The organism is Bradyrhizobium sp. SZCCHNS3052 (assembly GCF_032484495.1).
Taxonomy (GTDB): Bacteria; Pseudomonadota; Alphaproteobacteria; order Rhizobiales; family Xanthobacteraceae; genus Bradyrhizobium.
This window is the reverse complement of sequence record NZ_JAUETB010000001.1, coordinates 1,086,398-1,104,844: the sequence shown is the minus strand read 5'-3', so window position 1 is coordinate 1,104,844 and position 18,447 is coordinate 1,086,398. Positions and strand designations below refer to the sequence as shown.

The 18,447-nt window shown below is 65.7% G+C and carries 15 protein-coding genes; 8 read left to right on the top strand and 7 right to left on the bottom strand.

What is annotated here, in order from left to right; genetic code table 11:
- The first annotated feature begins 154 nt into the window (after nucleotides 1-154).
- Both QX073_RS05020 and QX073_RS05015 read left to right on the top strand, forming a co-directional pair.
- Nucleotides 155-1,117 (top strand): polysaccharide deacetylase family protein, encoded by a 963-nt coding sequence (locus QX073_RS05020; protein ID WP_316225408.1) that lies wholly within the window; start codon nucleotides 155-157, stop codon nucleotides 1,115-1,117.
- A 19-nt stretch (nucleotides 1,118-1,136) separates the two neighbouring features.
- Nucleotides 1,137-1,712 carry a dihydrofolate reductase gene (locus QX073_RS05015; RefSeq protein ID WP_316225407.1) on the top strand — a complete coding sequence of 192 codons (576 nt, stop codon included), beginning with the start codon at nucleotides 1,137-1,139 and terminating at the stop codon, nucleotides 1,710-1,712.
- A gap of 8 nt (nucleotides 1,713-1,720) precedes the next feature.
- Here the strand turns inward: QX073_RS05015 and QX073_RS05010 are convergent, their stop codons facing one another.
- On the bottom strand, nucleotides 1,721-2,176 hold the full coding sequence (locus QX073_RS05010) for a DoxX family protein (protein WP_316225406.1): 456 nt from the start codon (nucleotides 2,174-2,176) through the stop codon (nucleotides 1,721-1,723).
- Between the two features lie 148 nt (nucleotides 2,177-2,324).
- On the bottom strand, nucleotides 2,325-4,637 hold the full coding sequence (locus tag QX073_RS05005) for an NADP-dependent malic enzyme (protein ID WP_316184896.1): 2,313 nt from the start codon (nucleotides 4,635-4,637) through the stop codon (nucleotides 2,325-2,327).
- A 240-nt stretch (nucleotides 4,638-4,877) separates the two neighbouring features.
- Here QX073_RS05005 and QX073_RS05000 point away from each other — a divergent pair, with 240 nt between their 5' ends.
- Both QX073_RS05000 and QX073_RS04995 read left to right on the top strand, forming a co-directional pair.
- Nucleotides 4,878-6,854 carry a hypothetical protein gene (locus QX073_RS05000; RefSeq protein ID WP_316225405.1) on the top strand — a complete coding sequence of 659 codons (1,977 nt, stop codon included), beginning with the start codon at nucleotides 4,878-4,880 and terminating at the stop codon, nucleotides 6,852-6,854.
- A 1,406-nt stretch (nucleotides 6,855-8,260) separates the two neighbouring features.
- A complete protein-coding gene (locus QX073_RS04995; RefSeq protein ID WP_316225404.1) occupies nucleotides 8,261-8,887 on the top strand; it encodes a LysE family translocator in 627 nt (208 codons plus the stop codon).
- Nucleotides 8,888-8,998: 111 nt separating this feature from the next.
- Here the strand turns inward: QX073_RS04995 and QX073_RS04990 are convergent, their stop codons facing one another.
- The 3 genes from QX073_RS04990 to QX073_RS04980 form a co-directional block, all read right to left on the bottom strand.
- Complete coding sequence (locus QX073_RS04990) at nucleotides 8,999-9,460, bottom strand: hypothetical protein (protein ID WP_316225403.1); 462 nt, start codon at nucleotides 9,458-9,460, stop codon at nucleotides 8,999-9,001.
- Nucleotides 9,461-9,605: 145 nt separating this feature from the next.
- Nucleotides 9,606-9,818 (bottom strand): hypothetical protein, encoded by a 213-nt coding sequence (locus QX073_RS04985; RefSeq protein ID WP_315712348.1) that lies wholly within the window; start codon nucleotides 9,816-9,818, stop codon nucleotides 9,606-9,608.
- A 202-nt stretch (nucleotides 9,819-10,020) separates the two neighbouring features.
- Nucleotides 10,021-11,577, bottom strand: coding sequence for an ABC transporter substrate-binding protein (locus tag QX073_RS04980; RefSeq protein ID WP_315712350.1), 1,557 nt, complete (start codon nucleotides 11,575-11,577; stop codon nucleotides 10,021-10,023).
- Between the two features lie 575 nt (nucleotides 11,578-12,152).
- On the opposite strand from QX073_RS04980, the gene QX073_RS04975 reads away from it, so the two are divergent.
- A complete protein-coding gene (locus tag QX073_RS04975) occupies nucleotides 12,153-12,743 on the top strand; it encodes a cytochrome b (protein WP_316225402.1) in 591 nt (196 codons plus the stop codon).
- Nucleotides 12,744-12,901: 158 nt separating this feature from the next.
- Here the strand turns inward: QX073_RS04975 and aspS are convergent, their stop codons facing one another.
- The gene (aspS, locus tag QX073_RS04970; protein WP_315712352.1) at nucleotides 12,902-14,689 is read right to left on the bottom strand and encodes an aspartate--tRNA ligase; all 1,788 of its coding nucleotides are present in this window, start codon (nucleotides 14,687-14,689) and stop codon (nucleotides 12,902-12,904) included.
- Nucleotides 14,690-14,949: 260 nt separating this feature from the next.
- Between aspS and QX073_RS04965 the strand changes: the two genes are divergently transcribed.
- Together QX073_RS04965 and rnd are read left to right on the top strand one after the other, a co-directional pair.
- A complete protein-coding gene (locus QX073_RS04965; protein ID WP_316225401.1) occupies nucleotides 14,950-16,425 on the top strand; it encodes a protein adenylyltransferase SelO in 1,476 nt (491 codons plus the stop codon).
- 398 nt (nucleotides 16,426-16,823) lie between these two features.
- A complete protein-coding gene (rnd, locus tag QX073_RS04960; protein WP_315749976.1) occupies nucleotides 16,824-17,972 on the top strand; it encodes a ribonuclease D in 1,149 nt (382 codons plus the stop codon).
- Nucleotides 17,973-18,062: 90 nt separating this feature from the next.
- On the opposite strand, the gene QX073_RS04955 is transcribed toward rnd, so the two are convergent.
- Nucleotides 18,063-18,230: a hypothetical protein gene (locus QX073_RS04955; RefSeq protein WP_315712357.1), complete on the bottom strand. Its 168-nt coding sequence runs from the start codon at nucleotides 18,228-18,230 to the stop codon at nucleotides 18,063-18,065.
- Between the two features lie 28 nt (nucleotides 18,231-18,258).
- Between QX073_RS04955 and QX073_RS04950 the strand changes: the two genes are divergently transcribed.
- Nucleotides 18,259-18,435 (top strand): hypothetical protein, encoded by a 177-nt coding sequence (locus QX073_RS04950; protein ID WP_315712358.1) that lies wholly within the window; start codon nucleotides 18,259-18,261, stop codon nucleotides 18,433-18,435.
- The last annotated feature ends 12 nt before the right edge of the window (nucleotides 18,436-18,447 follow it).

Below are 18,447 nucleotides of genomic sequence, written 5' to 3'. Positions count from 1 at the left end.
ACTCGGCAGGAATGCGGCGGAAGCTGGCAACTTCCCCGTGTTTTTGCCTTGTTTCCTTTTGGCGCCACTCCGGCTGCTGGGCTAATATCCCGGCCGGATGACGGAGCGACTCTCGACGCTGGCGCTCCCGTTGCAACAACCCCGAGGAAACACGATGCGGATTGCAGCAGGATTGGTGTTCGCAAGCTCTTTGGCGGCTTCGCTGTTGACGTCTGGCGCGGCCTGGTCCCAGGCGCAGCGCACGGCGGCGGCGCCGACCCCGGCCGCTGCTGCTCCCGCACCGGCCCCCGTTCCCGCCGCCGCTGCCCAGACGCAGCCGCCGCGCGCGCCCTGCATGAACCCCGATGCGCTCGGCGTCGGCCGCACCGTCGAGATCGATACGACCGGAGGTCCGGGATTCGGCTTCGAGCACTTCAAGGACCTCGACTTCCTGAAGGATCACGAGGTCGTGCTGACCTTCGATGACGGTCCGTGGCCGGAGAACACGCCCAGCGTGCTCAAGGCGCTTGCCGACCAGTGCACCACCGGCATCTTCTTCATCATCGGCAAGCATGCGACCTATTATCCGGAGATCCTGAAGCAGGTCTACAATGCCGGCCATACGGTCGGCACGCACACCTGGTCGCATGCGGCGCTGACCAACAAGAAGCTGACCGAGGATCAGCGCAAGGAAGAGATCGAACTCGGCATCAGCGCCGTGAAGTGGGCGCTCGGCGGCAATTCTCCGGCGCCGTTCTTCCGCTTCCCGGCATTGCAGCATCCGCCGGAGATCGTGACCTATCTCGGCACCCGCAACATCGGCATCTTCTCCTGCGATCTCGACTCGTTCGACTTCAAGGCGCGCAATGCCCAGGCGGTGATCGACGTCACCTTCAAGAAGCTCGACAAGCTCGGCAAGGGCATCATCCTGATGCACGACTTCCACAAGCACACCGCCGAGGCCCTGCCCGAGCTGCTGCGCCGCCTCAAGGCCGGCGGCTACAAGGTGGTCGCGATGCGCGCCAAGGCGCCGGTGCAGTCGCTGCCGCAGTATGACGAGCAGCTCAGCAAGGTCGCGAAGCTGCCGACGGTGAGCCAACGGCCGGTGTCGAGCGTTGTGACGACAGTGTCCGAATGAGACGGGATTCCTTTCGTCAGTGACCCAGCTTCGTATCGAAGGTTACGTGATCGTGTCGGCCGACGGGATGTTGGCCGACGCGAGCAATGCGATGCCGCCCGCCCTGAAATTTCCCGGCGACGCCGCATTCTTTTCCCAGGCTCTCGATGGCGCCGATCTGATCGTCCACGGCCGCAACTCCTATGAGGACCAGCCGAACTCGCCGAAGCGCCGGCGCATCGTCGTGACCGGGAAGGTGGCGGGACTGGCGCCGGATCCGGAAAAGCCGCTCTCCGCCCTTTGGAATCCGGCGGGGGCCTCCTTCGAAGCCGCCTGTGAAGCCGCGGGCGTCAGCTCTGGCACGGTGGCGGTTATCGGCGGTCCCGTCGTGTTCGAGATGTTCATGGACCGCTACGACACCTTCTTCCTGTCAATGGCCCCCCACGTCTCCCTGCCCGGCGGCGCACCGTGCTTTCCCGGCGTCGGTCCCGACCGTTCGCCGCAGCAGGTGCTGACGGCCCACGGCTACACGCCCGCCAATCACCTGATGCTCGATCCTGCCCACGACGTCAGCGTGACCGCCTGGAAACGCAACGCTGAGAGCTCCCTCTATTAGAGCTCCCTCTAGATGTCTCCATACGCGCTCTGATCCGGTGCCCTCGGACCCTTGCCATAGCCGAAGATCATGAACAGCGCGCCGATGATCGACAGGTTCTTCAGCGCGTCGATCAGGGTCTTGGCGTTGTCGGGCGGGGCCTGGTTCCAGAAGTCATGGAAGTAGAAGATGGTCGCGCCGACGAACACGATCATCAGAGCTGCGAAGAAACGCCCGAGAAGGTTGAGCGCGATCATCACGCCGGCGAGCACCTCGAACGCGCCGGCCGCGATCGCCAGGATCTGCGGCATCGGCATCTTGGCAGCGGCCTCGAGCTGCGCCGCATAGGGCGCGAGCATCGTGGGAATCGTGACCTTGGCGGCGATGAGATCGGCGGTGGCGGGAATGCCGAACAGCTTGGTCGCGCCCGTGTAGATGAAGATCACGGCGAACAGAACGCGCCCGAATGTAATGAAACCCGGCATTCTCGCCCTCACGGATCAACTTCAAACGATGTGTCGCCGGCCCACCGGGCCGGATATGTGACGTCGCGAACGCTTTTCAACAATAAAGGCGGGCGGAATACGACCGAAACCGGACGAATTCCGCCACACTTCGATCACGCCAGCAGCGTCACGCGAACAGCGTCGGCTGCGCCCTCCCCGCCCGTTCCTGGGCTTCGACCGCGGCCACCGCTGTCATGTTGAGAATGCCGCGCGCCGTCACCGACGGCGTCAGGATATGCGCCGGCCGCGCCGGACCGATCAGGATCGGCCCCACCGGCACCGCATCCGCCAGCACCTTGATCATCTGATAGGCGACGTTGGCGGCGTCGAGATTCGGCATGATCAGGACGTTGGCCGAGCCTTCGAGATCCGAATGCGGCAAAATCGCCTTGCGCGCGGTCGCCGACAGCGCGGTGTCGCCCTGCATCTCGCCGTCGGCCTCGAGGTCGGGACGATGCTGCTTCAGCAATGCCGTCGCCTGCCGCATCTTGCGCGACGAATCCGTGTCGTAGCCGCCGAAATCCGAGTGCGAGACGAAGGCGATCTTCGGCTTGATGTTGAAACGCGTGACGTGGTTGGCCGCCAGCGAGGCCATCTCTGCGAGTTCCTCGGCGGTGGGATCCGGCCGCACCTGGGTGTCGCCGATGAAATAGGCGCCCTTGCTGGTGATGGTGAGCGCCAGCGCCGCGTAGTCGCTGACCCCCGGCATGAAGCCGATGATCTCACGGACGTGGCGCAGATGGCTCATATAGCGTCCCTCGACGCCGCAGATCATCGCATCCGCCTCGCCCCTGACGACAGCGAGCGCCGCAATCACGGTGGCATTCGTGCGCACCACCGTGCGCGCCGCATCCGGCGTCACGCCGCGCCGTCCCGCGACCTCGATATAGCTCTGCACATAGGAGCGGTAGCGCGGATCGTCCTCGGGGTTGATCAGGTCGAAATCACGCCCGGCCTTGATCGACAGGCCGAAGCGCTTGATGCGGGCCTCGACCACGGAAGGACGGCCGACCAGGATCGGCCTCGCCAGCTTCTCCTCCAGTACCACCTGGGTGGCGCGCAACACGCGCTCGTCCTCGCCCTCGGCATAGATCACGCGGACCGGCTGCGTCTTTGCCTTGGCGAACACCGGCTTCATCACCAGGCCGGAGCGGAACGCGAAACGCTCCAGCAGCGCAGTGTACTCGTCGAAATTGGTGATCGGCCGCGTGGCGACGCCGGACTCCATCGCCGCCCTCGCCACCGCCGGCGCAATGCGCAGGATCAGGCGCGGATCGAATGGCGAGGGGATCAACGAGCCCGGACCAAAGCCCTGGGTCTCGCCGGTATCGAAGCCGCGGGACACCGCGTCCGACGGCGGGTCCTGGGCGAGCTGCGCGATCGCATCGACCGCGGCCTGCTTCATCGCCTCGTTGATCGCGGTGGCGCCGACGTCGAGCGCGCCGCGGAAGATGAACGGGAAGCAGAGCACGTTGTTGACTTGGTTCGGGAAGTCCGAACGCCCCGTGCAGATCATCGCGTCCGGCCGTGCCGCGCGCGCCTCCTCCGGCATGATCTCGGGGTTGGGATTGGCGAGCGCCATGATCAGCGGCTTCTCGGCCATCTGCTTGAGCAGCTCCGGCTTCAGCACGCCGCCGGCGGACAGCCCGAGGAAGATGTCCGCGCCGCCGATCACCTCGGCCAGGGTCCGCTTGTCGGTCTTCTGCGCATAGACCGCCTTCCAGGGATCCATCAGCGTGTTGCGGCCCTCATGGACGACACCGTCGATGTCGCAGACCCAGATGTTCTTGCACTGCGCGCCCATCGACACCAGCAGGTTGAGGCAGGCGATGGCAGCGGCGCCCGCGCCGGAGGTCACGATCTTGACCTCGGAGAGCTGCTTGCCCGCCAGGGACAGCGCATTCTTGATCGCGGCGCCGACGATGATCGCGGTGCCGTGCTGGTCGTCATGGAAGACCGGGATCTTCATGCGCTCCTTGAGCCGCGCCTCGATCTCGAAGCATTCCGGTCCCTTGATGTCCTCGAGGTTGATGCCGCCGAAGGTCGGCTCCAGCGCCGCGACCGTCTCGACCACCCGGTCGATCGTGTCGGCCGCAATCTCGATGTCGAACACGTCGATCCCGGCGAATTTCTTGAACAGGACCGCCTTGCCCTCCATCACCGGCTTGGAGGCCAGCGGGCCAATATTGCCGAGCCCGAGCACGGCGGTCCCGTTGGAGACGACGGCCACCAGGTTGGCCCGCGCGGTCAGTGAGGCGGCCTCGGCCGGGTTGCCGGCGATCTCGGTGCACGCAGCGGCAACGCCGGGAGAATAGGCCAGCGCCAGGTCGCGCTGGTTGGCGAGCGGCTTGGTGGCCTGGATCTCCAGCTTGCCGGGCCGCGGCAGGCGGTGATAGGCCAGGGCTGCGGAACGAAGATCTTCAGAATAGGACGACGACATACGTGCTCCAGCGTTTCCGACCCGGATTTTTGGTCTCTTGAGTCTCGGTCAGACGTCGGTTTTTCCGGCCGGTGGAAGCGCATGTGATGCACGTTGGGCGGCTTTCATGCAACATCCGAAACCATGCTCGCCGGCATCCCGGGCCAGCGATTCCCCAGTTCGCAGAAGCACATCCCTACTCCATCGATTTCATTGAGACCATCACCACTTGCTGCCTAAGCCTTGGGCGGAGCACATCAAATGACCCGTATCCTGATCGGAATTGTCACGGCCGTCGCGCTGGCCGTCGCCGCCTTCGTCGGCGTGCCCTGGTACGCCCAGGGCCGCGCCGAGCGCGAGGTCGAGGCAAGCTTTGCCCAGATCCGACAGAGCGGCGCCACGGCAACCCATGGCAAGGTCGCGTTCGACCTGTGGAGCCGCAAGTTGACAATCGCCGATGTCAAGCTCGAGTCGGCCACGCAGCCGCCGGCCAGCGTCACGTTCGGCACCATCACCGCGACCGGGCTGAGCCAGCATGATTCCGAGCATGTCACGGCCGCCAGCATCGAGATCAGCGACATCGCCATGGCCGGCCAGATCGCCGGCCCCTCGCCGCTCCGCCTGAACTACAAGCTGCCGCAACTGGTGGTGAGGGATTACGCCGGCCCCGCGCGGCTCGCCGCGATCCCGGCCGGTGCGGGTGCGCTCGAGACCGCCCGCGCCCTCGCCCAACAGCTCGCCACCATCAGCGCCACCTCGGCCACGGTGCCGCGGGTCACCGGCACCATGGAAGGCGGCCCCTCGGTCGGGCCGACCGAGTTCGGCTATTCCGGGCTGGTGGTGGACGACATCAAGGACGGTCGAATCGGCAACTACAAGATCCAGGAGGTCACCTTCAGCACGGCGGCGCAACCGCCGAACGGCAAGGTCGAGACGGTGCGCGGCCGCATGCTCGACATCGTGACCAAGGACATCGACGTCAACGCCATCGCCGGCCTGTTCGCGGCCGAGTCCACCAAGGACGATCGTGCCATTCGCCTGAGCGGCTCCGCCGGGATGGGCCTCTACGAGATCACGTCCGATCTCGGCATGCGCATCCACATCGACAGCCTGACGATGGACGAGTTCGGCGTGCGGCCGTCGCGCATCCAGCTTCCGGCGCTGGTCGCCGCCCTGACGCCGACCTCGCCGCGAACGAGCGCCATGACGCCCGACCTCATCGACAAGGTCGCCAGCATCTATGATGGCGTCCTGTTCAAGAACGTCGAGGTCAAAGGCCTGGCGGTCGAGACGCCCGACGGCCCGGTCAAGGTCGCGCTGACGCGGTTCGACCTCGACGACGGCAAGGGCGACGTCGCGTTCGAGGGCTTCGACGGACGGACCCCGAACGGCCCCGTCAAGCTCGGCCGCTTCGCGGTCAAGCGCTTCGACATGGGCGGCCTGCTGCGCCACACCGCCAAATTCGCCGTCCCCGGGGCCAAGCCCGGTGCGGCCGAAGCCATGGCGCTGTTCAAGCTGATCGGCGGCATCGAGCTGAAGGGGCTGACGACCTCCTACAAGGCGAGCACCAAGCCGGTCCAGATCGACAATTTCAGCCTCGACTGGGGCCAGTTCGTCGGTCCCATCCCGACCCAGGCGCACCTGGTGGCCAAGATGGCCGGTCCGCTGGATGCGTCCAATCCGGCCTTGCTGCCGCTCCTCATCGCCGGCATCGACACCGCCGCGTTCGACGCCGATCTCGGCCTCGGCTGGACCGAGAGCTCGGGCGCGTTCGCGCTCCAGCCGTTCAAGCTCGAGGTCAGCAACCTCATCGCGGCCTCCGCCAATGTCTCGCTGTCGCAGGTGCCGCGCGACGTCTTCACCATCGACCTGCAGCAGGCGACCACCGCGGCGGCGCAGATCGAAGCCAGCGGACTGGAATTGACCTTGCACGATCTCGGCGCGGTCGACCTGCTCGTCGCCAACTACGCGCGCGGTCATGCGATCACGCGCGATGCCGCGCGCAAGGCGCTGGTCGATAGCATCAAGGCGATCGGCGCCCAGGTCGCGGCCGACAACATCGATGTCGCCGGTGCGGTCGACGCCATCGGCCGTTTCGTCCAGACCCCGCGCCAGACCCTCACGCTGAAGCTCTCGCCGCGCGCCAAGGTCCCGGCCCTGCAGCTCGCCCAGCTCATCGCCATCGACCCACCAAGCGCGCTGGCGCAATTCAAGATCGAGGCCCAGACCACGCCGTGATGTCTTTCCTGATCTAGAGAGAGAGAGAGAGAGAAGAGAGTCCGCCCTCCTCTCCTCCGTCATTCCGGGGCGCGCACAGCGCGAGCCCGGAATCCATACTCCCGACAATGATTGGCGAAGGAGTCGACGGTGCAGGCATCTCGATCCTTCTCGCACGGTCGTGGTTATGGATTCCGGGCTCGCGCTGCGCGCACCCGGAATGACTCGCTGAGGGAGCGTGCTCGTAACCGCCGATGCTGCGCACTGGGACTCGCGCTACGCCATCGATGAACACGGCAAGTCCCCTTCACCCCAAGACGCGCGTCCTCAATCCCGCGGCGCGATCGCCCGAGTTTGTCCGGTCGTTCGGCCCTCTCATCCGAAGAGGGCGCAGGGAATGCCGGGTGCTGGCCGCAACCCATGGCCCGCCTGCGGAAAAAATGCAGGCGGCAGGTACCACAGGTGCTGCCGATCATCCGGCATTCCCTGCGCGATGGGCTTTTCGGCTGCTTCGCGCTCTCCTCGGGGACCGGCTTGTTTGCCCCCGTCATCCGCGCGATGCCCGAAGGCATCGACGCGAACTTGACACCAGCATCGGGGTGTCAGGACCACGCGACTTGACCGTCTGCACCGTGCCGTTCGTCGACGCGCACTATCAGCACGTTGCGAACACGGTGCAGCCACCGCCTCCCCGCCTCACGCCTCGTGACGACCGCGAACCGTCCCTCTTCATCGAGGCGGGATGGCCGGAAATGTGAAGGTGATTTGCCCGACGGTACAAGGGGCAAAGCTGCGGCAAACTAACACGACGGGCAATTAGCGCATGGCGGAGTTGCTGGGATTGCCTGTCGGGCAGAGTGCAACGTAGCTACTGCGATCATGTGAGAACCGTGAGAGATGTCGACGCGCATCGCAAGATGTAGGGCTTATGGGCCGGCCTCCCCGCCGGATGCCGTGATCCAAAGAACGCAACATAACAATCGTAGCCGCCGATCTCTTCCTCCAGCCAACAGTGCACGACGACGCCATATTCCGGGACACCATCCTCGACACCATCATAACGGACCGCCGTTCCCGGCAACAGATATCTGTCAGGAGTAGATTGATTGCTGGACATGCGAACTTGTTCTTCCCCAATGCTGTCGTCCAGGCGAACCCGGCCGGGCTTGCACCAAACGGGCTCCATACTCACGGGATTTGGTTGGAGGGCGCGCACACGTCGCTCAAACCTTTCCTCACAAACCCGCTGAGGTGATGGGTCCTGGGTCGGCGCCGCACCGCGCTGTCGCACGGCACGGCTTGCACAGGACGACAGCGGAGGCAGGCCCCTACAGCCGTCTCTCGAAAAACGCCGCCCCCTGTCTGAGTCCGCTTTGCCACGTCCGAAGGATTGCCCTACACATCTCCTCACCCAACAAAGAAATCCGATGCCCGACCTCCCCACCTTCCTTCTATTCCTCTCCGCCGCCCTCGTCGTCGCGCTCACGCCCGGCCCCGGTATCTTCTACATCGTGGCGCGCACGTTGGCCGGCGGGCGAAGCGAGGGACTGGCGTCCAGCGTGGGGCTTGGGCTCGGCGGCCTGGTTCACGTCGTCGCCGGTGCGGTCGGCCTGTCGGCGCTGGTGATGGCGAGCGCGGAGGCGTTCACGGTGCTGAAGATCGCGGGCGCGTTCTATCTGATCTGGCTCGGCATGAAGACGTGGCGGGAGGCCCGGGTCGCCCAGCCGGCCGAGGTGACGACGACAGGCAGCCGGCGCGCGTTTCGCGAGGGCATCATCGTCGAGGCGCTCAATCCGAAGACGGCGGCGTTCTTCCTCGCCTTCATCCCGCAATTCGTCGATCCCGCCGGCGACGTCGCCGCGCAGTTCGTCGTGCTTGGGCTGATCTCGGTGACGCTCAACACCAGCGTCGACCTGGTCGTGACGTTCTGGGCCGCCAAGGCGCGGCATCGTCTCGCCCAGCGGCCAAGCCTCGTGACGCGGATGCGGCAGGCGTCTGGCGCCGTCATGTGCAGCCTTGGCGGCGCGCTGTTGTTGGCGCGGCGCACGAGCTGACGACCAGACTGGCGCCAAGTCGTCACGTTCATACGCACATTTGCGCGGCGTGCCGGCAGCGCCATGCCGGCGCACACGAGCCGATGCTGCTTTGCGACCACCCCCGCTGAGCTAGTCGCGATAGCGGCAGAACTCGTCGCCATTTTCGTATTCGTAGCAGATCTTGACGCGCCGGTAGGGCCGTTCGCCATCGAAACTGCGCGCGCGACGATCCATATCGTCATCATCGCGTTGCATTCGCGCGTTTCGACCCGTGGTGCGATGGTCCATGTCCTGGTCCATCATGCGGCCCATGCGGTGCTGGCGCATCCGATCCATGTCCATGCGATCCATGCCCATGCGGTCGTCATCGCGCTGTTGTGTCGTCCAGTCGCGGTTCACCCGCGTGTCTTCGGCCCTCTGGCGCTCGCGTTCACGGGCCTGGTCCGACTGCTGGGGCGTGCGTTCCGGCTGCACGGGAACGGCCTGGGTCTGGCTGGTTCCCGGCGTGCTGTCGGCCTGCTGGGCCCACGCGCCTGCGGAGAGGAGACAAGAGGATAGTAACACGACGGTCGCTGCTGCTGGAACGCGCATGGTTCATCCTCCAAGGGAATGCTGTCTAACCGCGCGGGTCAGCGTTGGTTCAAACGACATCGCCTGTTTTGGTGCTGCGCCGCACAGATGACAGCCGGACGCAGAAGCGAGCTGGGCCGGGGCGGCCGCGGGCCGCTCTCTGGCGTCAGCCCGAGATCAGGTCGTGGTTGATTCCACGCCGGCGCCAATATCGCGCACGCAGCCGCGGTGCGATCTGCCACGAGACAATGGCTGACAGCACCACGCTCAGGGCAATCATGACCGGCATTGCGAGCATCGCGTGATTGCTGAGCGGCGTGAGAAGAATCGTCAGAACTCCCGCACCGAACAGCACGGCCTGAACCATCATGAAGACCATCGCCGAAATCTGTGTTCGCATGGACATTGCGGTCGCTCACGGTTGTTGCGCCTGCAAGTCAATGAAGCATCCGTCGAACAGTTCCGGCATGATCTCGAGGTCGGATCCGTGTCGCCCGGCCGCCCGCAAGCCGGCCGGGGGACGTTGTTTGCACTGCGGCGTTGACGGGGGGACGACAAGTTCGGCTGCCTCCCCCCGCCCGTCATTCCAGCTCGATCGCCTGGTAGGTGCCGGTCTCGTCGAGTGCGGTGCCCCAGATCTTGTGCGAAGCTTGGTGCTCAGCGCGTCCGAACGACAGCTTGCTGCCAAGGCCGAGGTCGATGCTCTGCATCGACTCCAGCGTGTCGACCAGCCGCTCGGTCTCGAGCGGCGTCGTCTGCTTCAGGGCCTGGATCAGGATGCTTGCCGAGATGAAGCCTTCGAGCGAGGTGTAATCCGGCGCTTCGCCGGGGAAGTACTTTTCCAGCGCGGTCTTGTAGTCGAGCACCAGGCTCGAATAGCCGGCGACCGAGGGAACGCCCTGCGTGACGATGACGCCGTTGGTGTATTTCGAGCCGAGCAGCTTCAGCTCGGCCGCGAGCGACGACGATCCGACCGCCGAGATGTTGGCATAGATCAGCCCTGGAACCGCCTCGTGGGTCTTCTCGATGAATTTCGCCGCCGCGCGGTCGGTCGCGATCATGATCACGGCCTTGATCGGCGGCTTGGTCTGCGCCTTCAGCTTGCCGACGGCCTCGTCGACGTCGAGCGTGCCGCGCGGGAAACCATAGCGGATGATCGGATCGGTGATGCCGTTCGCGCGGAACGCCTTGGCGACACCGTTGGCGCCGTCGTCGCCATAGGCGTCGTTCTGCGCGAATACGGCGATCTGCTTCGCCGGAATGCGCTTGACCTTCATCAGATAGCGCACGATCGCCGCGGTCTCTTCGGCATAGCTCGCCCGATAGTTGAAGACGTAGCGGTCGGGCGGATCGCGGCGGACGACGGCGGAGCCGCTATACGGCGCAAAGAACAGCGCACGACGCTCCAGCGCATAGGGGATCGCCACCGCATTGTTGGCGGTGCCCATGTTGCCGATGTAGCCGAACACCTGGTCCTTCTCGTAGAGCTGCGTCATCGCACCGAGCGTCCGCGTCGGATCATAGCCATCGTCGGCAGCGATCAGCCGCAGCTTGCGGCCGTTGATGCCACCGGCATCATTGGCGCGGGCGAACGCGGTCTCGATGCCGAGTTTCATCTGGCGCGCGGACTCCTTGCGGACTCCGGAGAACGGGATGACGGTGCCGAACCGGATCTCGGTGTCGCTGACGCCGTGCGGAAGCGGAGGCGGCAGGTTGGCCGTGGGCTGCGTCGACGCGGCCGCGGTCGACGGCGCCAGCGCGAAGGACAGCGAGGGAGCCGCCGACTGCTGCTGGCTGAGTGACCGCTCAAGCTCTGCCAACTGGCGCTCTGCGGTCTGACAGTTCACCTGCGAGGACGCGACCCGGCCGCGCCCCTCGGCGATATAGCTGTTGAAGGTGCGGATGAGCCCATCGCGCTCGCCGCCATTCGAAGAGCCCTGGCGGATCACTTCGCTGAATTGATCGATGATGGTCTGGACGCGCCCCTGGGCGATCTCACGGCACGTCGCGGCCTGGCCGACGACCGGTCCGACGCGGGCGGCGAGATCACGAACGACATCGGGGGAAATGGGGACAGCAGAGGCGGCAGGGACGAAGAGGCAAGTTCCGAGCAGGAGCGCACACCAGCGAACGGTCATTTTGAACTATCCGTCTTCTTGTGATTGGTTGGCTATGTTCACTACATGAGTCAGACAGGCTTCCTATTAAGGACAGGTTGCATGACACCGCAACCGCCATTCGACTGATCGGTGCCGCCTGGAACTCATAGCGGCCCACACCGCTCGATCGCGTTACGCGCCGCGTCGCGCAAGGTGCCGAACTAACAAGCGGCACGAACGATTAGTTCTCAGAATCAACGGTTTGCCGTAGGGGCACGATGACCGCTCTGGCCGGCCGCTCGACCACGTCAGCGCGATGCTCCCGATGCGTCCGGCGCTGCCTGGACGCGACCGGAGACCCGGATGAAGTTGTTCGCAGTCTTAACCAGCATTAACGCGAGAACATCAAATGCAGAGCGACGCCTTTAAGGCCGGGTCATCTTGCGCCGCAGTCTCGAGTCACCGGCGACGACATGCCGCAGCTCAGCATCCGATAACGACGAGGTGAGACTGAATTGACGGGAGAAGCGTCTTGACCCGCCGGCCCATCGCTGGCTCGCTGCCGATTTTGGCGATAGCAGCAGATCGCAGCTCATAACAGTGGGAAGAGGTTCGTGATACCATGGAAGAATACGACGATGGAGTTCGGTGCGATCGCCAAGCTCTTCCACTGGACCGGCGCCGCGGCCTTCATCGCGGCCTATGCCGTCGTGTACTATGTCATCTGGTTCATGGACGACACTTCCCCGGAAGCATTGCCCGTGCTCAACGTCCATTGGGTGCTGGGCATGATCGTCGGCCTGTCCGTCCTGCCTCGCCTGCTGTGGCGGCTCGTCAACGTTCAGCCCGATCAGCCGCATGCATCAGATGCCGAGGCGTGGCTCGCGCACGCAGCGCATTGGGGATTGTACGTGCTGCTGATCCTGATGCCGCTGACCGGCTATATCGGCACCGATGCCGCCACCGACTTCGGAGCGTTCGCGCTGCCGAACTTCCGTGAGACGGCGCTATTCGGCTGGATCGAGACGCGCTGGGGGATCACCTGGGAGGCGTTCGAGCCGCCGGTCGACGCAATCCACCATGTCGTCGGCAAGTGGATCGCGTGGATCGTGGTGGCCCTTCACGTCGCGGCCGCGCTGTTTCATCACGTCGTCCGCCGCGACGGCGTCCTGACACGGATGCTGCCGGGCCGTTCGGCCGCGTGAACGATGCGCGACCCGTGACGACCGCTCTGCGATCCCCACACGATCGTCATTGCGAGGAGCCGCAGGCGACGAAGCAATCCAGAGTCCTCGTGCCACCCTGGATTGCTTCGCTGCGCTCGCAATGACAAAGATTCGTGCATCACCCTCAGTCCGCCGAACTACTTGTTCGGCAAGTTGGTCCTGATGTGCAGCTCGCGGAGTTGCTTCGTGCTGGCCTCCGACGGCGCGCCCATCAGCAGGTCCATGGCCTGCTGGTTCATCGGGAACAGCGAGATCTCGCGCAGGTTCGTGGTGCCACAGAGCAGCATCACGATGCGGTCGACGCCGGCGGCCATGCCGCCATGCGGCGGGGCGCCATACTGGAAGGCGCGGTACATGCCGCCGAAGCGGTCGACCACCTCCTGCTCGCCGTAACCTGCGATCTCGAACGCCTTCACCATCGCCGCCGGCTTGTGGTTGCGGATGCCGCCGGAGGCGATCTCGTAGCCGTTGCAGGTGATGTCGTACTGGAACGCCTTGATGGTCAGCGGATCCTGCGTCTGCAGCGCCTCCAGGCCGCCCTGCGGCATGGAGAACGGGTTGTGCGAGAAGTCGACCTTCTTGTCGTCCTCGTTGTACTCGTACATCGGGAAGTCGACGATCCAGGCCAGCTTGAACTGATCCTTGTCGGACAGGTTCAGCTCATCGGCGACCTTGTTGCGGGCGAGGCCTGCGAACTTCCAGAACTTGTCGGGATCGCCGGCGACGAAGAAGGCGGCGTCGCCCTCCTTGGTGCCGAGCTGGCTGCGGATCGCAGCCGTGCGCTCCGGACCGATGTTGTTCGCCAGGGGACCTGCGCCCTCGCCGCCCTCGCGCCACATGATGTAGCCGAGGCCGGGCTGGCCCTCGCCCTGCGCCCACGAGTTCATGCGGTCGCAGAACGCGCGGCTGCCGCCGGATGGCGCCGGGATCGCCCAGACCTGGTTCTTGGGGTCCTCGAGCATGCGCGCGAACACCTTGAAGCCGGAGCCGCGGAAGTGCTCGGAGACGTCGGCCATCTCGATCGGGTTGCGCAGGTCGGGCTTGTCGGAGCCGTATTTGCGGATCGCCTCGGCGAACGGGATGCGCGGCCAGCCCTTGGTCACCGGCTTGCCCTTGGCGAAATCCTCGAACACGCCGGTGATGACCGGCTCCATCGCCGCGAACACGTCCTCCTGCTCGACGAAGCTCATCTCGACGTCGAGCTGGTAGAACTCGCCGGGCAGGCGGTCGGCGCGCGGGTCCTCGTCGCGGAAGCACGGCGCGATCTGGAAGTAGCGGTCGAAGCCCGACATCATCAGCAGCTGCTTGTACTGCTGCGGCGCCTGCGGCAGCGCGTAGAACTTGCCGGGGTGGATGCGCGACGGCACCAGGAAGTCGCGCGCGCCCTCCGGCGACGACGCGGTCAGGATCGGGGTCTGGAATTCGAAGAAGCCCTGCTCCTTCATGCGCCGGCGCATCGAATCGATGATCGCGCCGCGCGTCATGATGTTCTGGTGCAGCTTCTCGCGGCGCAGGTCGAGGAAGCGGTATTTCAGCCGGATGTCCTCCGGGTATTCCTGCTCGCCGAACACCGGCAGCGGCAGCTCGTCCGCGGGGCCGAGCACCTCGATGTCGGAGACGTACAGCTCGATCTTGCCGGTCGGCAGATCGTCATTGTCGGTGCTCTTGTTGTCGGCGCCGGCCGGGCGGCGGCGCACCTTGCCCTCCATGCGCACGACCCATTCCGAGCGCAGCTTCTCGGCCAGGCTGAACGCCGGCGAGTCCGGATCGACGACGCATTGGGTGATGCCGTAATGGTCGCGCAGGTCGACGAACAGCACGCCGCCATGGTCGCGGATGCGATGGCACCAGCCGGACAGCCGGACCGTCTCTCCGATGTTGCTCTCGCGGAGCGCGCCGCAGGTGTGGGTCCGGTAGCGATGCATGGTCGTCCTGAATGGTCGTCGTGAGGAGAAGGAATCGGCGCAGCCGCAGGGGCGCGCTCCGAATGCGCGCAGGGTTTAGCCGAGCCGCCCCGGCGCGGCAACCGCAGGAACGGGCCTTTTCGGCTTCGCGCCGGAAAAGGCCGCCCGCCCTGGGCCTCACCGCAACGTCGGCGCCGATGCTGAATTGAGCTGGCGCCGAAACGCTCACCTGACGGCCGTTTGGGCTCGAAAAGCGGCCGCCCCGCGCCTATCTTGGAGCCATGACCGTGCATTTCCCCTTCCAGAACTCCTACGCCACGCTGCCGGACAATTTCTTTGCCCGGGTGGCGCCGACCCCGGTCGCAGCGCCTCGTCTGATCAAGCTGAACCGGCCTCTCGCCGCGGAGCTGGGGCTGAACCCGGCCGAGCTGGAGACGCCGGAGGGCGCCGAGATCCTGGCCGGCAAGACCGTGCCCGAGGGCGCCGAGCCGATCGCGATGGCCTATGCCGGCCACCAGTTCGGGCATTTCGTGCCGCAGCTCGGCGACGGCCGGGCGGTCCTGCTCGGCGAGGTCGTCGACCGCAACGGCGTCCGCCGCGACATCCAGCTGAAGGGCTCCGGCCCGACGCCATTTTCGCGCCGCGGCGATGGCCGCGCGGCGCTGGGGCCGGTCTTGCGCGAATACATCGTCAGCGAGGCGATGGCGGCCCTGGGCATTCCGACGACGCGCTCGCTCGCTGCGGTCGTGACCGGCGAGCAGGTCTATCGCGGCACCGCCCTGCCCGGCGCGGTGCTGACCCGTGTCGCCACCAGCCACATCCGGGTCGGCACGTTCCAGTATTTCGCCGCGCGCCAGGACGTGGACGCCGTGCGCCGGCTCGCCGACCACGTCATCCACCGGCACTATCCGGATCTCGCCGGTACCGAGCGCCCCTACCACGCCCTGCTGGATGCCGTGATCGCCCGCCAGGCCAAGCTGATCGCCGAGTGGCTGCTGGTCGGCTTCATCCATGGCGTCATGAACACCGACAATACCTCGGTGTCCGGCGAAACCATCGACTACGGCCCCTGCGCCTTCATGGACGCCTACGATCCCAAGCAGGTGTTCTCCTCGATCGACGAGTTCGGCCGCTACGCCTTCGCGAACCAGCCGCGCATCGCGATGTGGAACCTGACCCGGCTTGCCGAGTGCCTGTTGCCGCTATTCGGCGACGACAAGGACCAGGCGATCAAGGAGGCCGAGGCTGCGCTCGACGGCTTCGCCACCCAGTTTACGGACGCGCACCAGGCGGGCCTGCGCCGCAAGCTCGGCCTGGCCACGCAGCGCGAGGGCGACCAGCCGCTGGCGCAGGCATTGTTCGACGCGATGGCGGCGGCCCGAGCCGATTTCACGCTGACGTTCCGCCGTCTCAGCGACGCCGCCGGCAGCGGCGATCTCAGCGAGGTCCGCGTCCTGTTCGCGGATCCCACCGGCTTCGACGAATGGGCCCAGCGCTGGCGCCAGCGCCTGGCGGAGGAACCGCAGACGGCGGCGGAGCGGAGCGCGGCCATGCGCAAGGTCAATCCCGCCTTCATCCCGCGCAACCACCGCATCGAGGCGGTGATCACGGCAGCGGTCGAGAACGACGACTACGCGCCGTTCGAGGAGCTGCATGCGGTGCTGGCCCGGCCCTATGACGACCAGCCGGACCGGGCTGATTATGCCGATCCGCCGCAGCCGGAGGAGCAGGTGTTGCAGACCTTCTGCGGCACCTGACACGCGGTCTTAACCTCGCGTCCACCATCGCCCTGACAGCGCCCGGGCCCTTAAGAAACGATCAACGCAGCCCCGACAAGTTGAACCAACAAGTCGGGGAGGCCTGAGACGTGGACGCGCTGGTGTTCGAATTCATGGGTCTGGCGATGATCGCCTTGTGCCTGATCGTGCTCGCGGTGCCCTCGGCGCGCCGGCCTGCGGGCCGCGTCCGGCATCGCTGACCGGCGCCGGACGCGCCCTATCATCAACCATAGAGCGATCAGCTCGCGTCGCGGTGCTTGCGTTCGGGGCGGATTGGGCCGACAAGCGGACACGAATTCGTCCCGTACCCTTTGCCGACACCCTTGACTTGTCAGCGTTTTCGGACGACGGCGTAAGAGCCTCGTCATGGATCGTTCATGGACTTGATCACCACCACCGCGGACCTCGCAGCCGCCTGCGCCCGCCTCGCCCGCCACCCGGTCGTCACCGTCGATACCGAGTTCCTGCGGGAAACCACCTACTATCCCCTGCTCTGCGTCGTGCAGATGGCGAGCCCGGACGAGGCCGTGGTGATCGATGCGCTGGCCGAGGGCATCGATCTCAAAGCCTTCTTCGAGCTGATGGCGAACGAGAAGGTCCTCAAGGTCTTTCATGCCGCCCGCCAGGACATCGAGATCATCTGGCACCGCGCCGGCATCGTGCCGCATCCGATCTTCGACACCCAGGTCGCCGCGATGGTGCTGGGGTATGGCGATAGCATCGCCTATGACCAACTGGTCGAACGCATCACCGGCCATCGCCCCGACAAGACCCACCGCTTCACCGACTGGTCGCGCCGGCCGCTGACCAAGGAGCAGGCGCACTACGCCGAGGCCGACGTCACCCATCTGCGCGACGTGTTCGCCGCGCTCGATGCCGATCTGAAGAAGCGCGGGCGCAGCGACTGGGTCAGCGAGGAGATGGAGATCCTGACCTCGCCGAAGACCTACGACTTCCACCCCGAGCGCGCCTGGGAGCGGCTGAAGACCCGCGTCCGCAAGCCGAAGGAATTGGCCGTGTTGATCGAGGTCGCGGCCTGGCGCGAGCAGGAGGCGCAGAGCCGCGACGTGCCGCGCAGCCGCGTGATGAAGGACGACGCGGTCGGCGACATCGCCACCCATGCCCCGACAACGATCGAGAAGCTCGGCAATCTGCGCTCGCTGCCCAAGGGCTTCGAGCGCTCCAAATGGGGCTCCGACATCGTTGCCGCCGTGCAGCGCGGTCTGGCGCGCGATCTCGCCGCTTTGCCCAAGCTGGAAAAGCCGCGCAACAACTCCAACGGCGCTGCGATCGTCGAGCTGCTCAAGGTCCTGCTGCGCATGACCTCGGAACGCCACGCCGTGGCGAGCAAGGTCATCGCCACCGTCGACGATCTCGAGCAGATCGCCGCCGATGACAATGCCGACGTTGCTGCGCTGCAGGGCTGGCGCCGCGAGCTGTTCGGCGAGGCCGCGCTCGCGCTGAAGCACGGCAAGCTCGCACTCGCCATCGAGAAGGGCCGCGTCGTCCGGGTCGACCGGGCCTGATCGGCGTCGCAGCGGCTCTGGCCGGCTGCGTCTTCCCGAGTCTGCCAAGTTGATTGCAGCAGGCGGCACGGGTGGTCATGATGCCGCCCATCATTCGGCGCTGGTCTGCCCCCTCAACTCCGCCTCGATTGTCTGGGACACCTCAACCAGAGCCATCGAAAGGATGTAGGCGCTGGTCGGCAGATTGAGCTGGCGCGCCTTTGCGATGGCTGCCCGGAGGCTGCTCGCCAGCTCTTTGAGCTCTTCCTCTCGGGTCATGTCGTGGTCTCGGTCCTGGAGCTGCCGCGTGAGCAAAGACGATTGCGAACCGCCGGAACAGAGGCTGCTGCGGCTGCTCAGCGAGAATCCGGTCGACCTGCACGTCGTCGAGGCCCTTCGCCTCGTCGTCGCGTTCAACAAGATCAGCGATCCGGCCGATCGCCGTATGATTATCGATCTGGCCGAACGACTCGCCTCAGGATGATACCGCCAATAG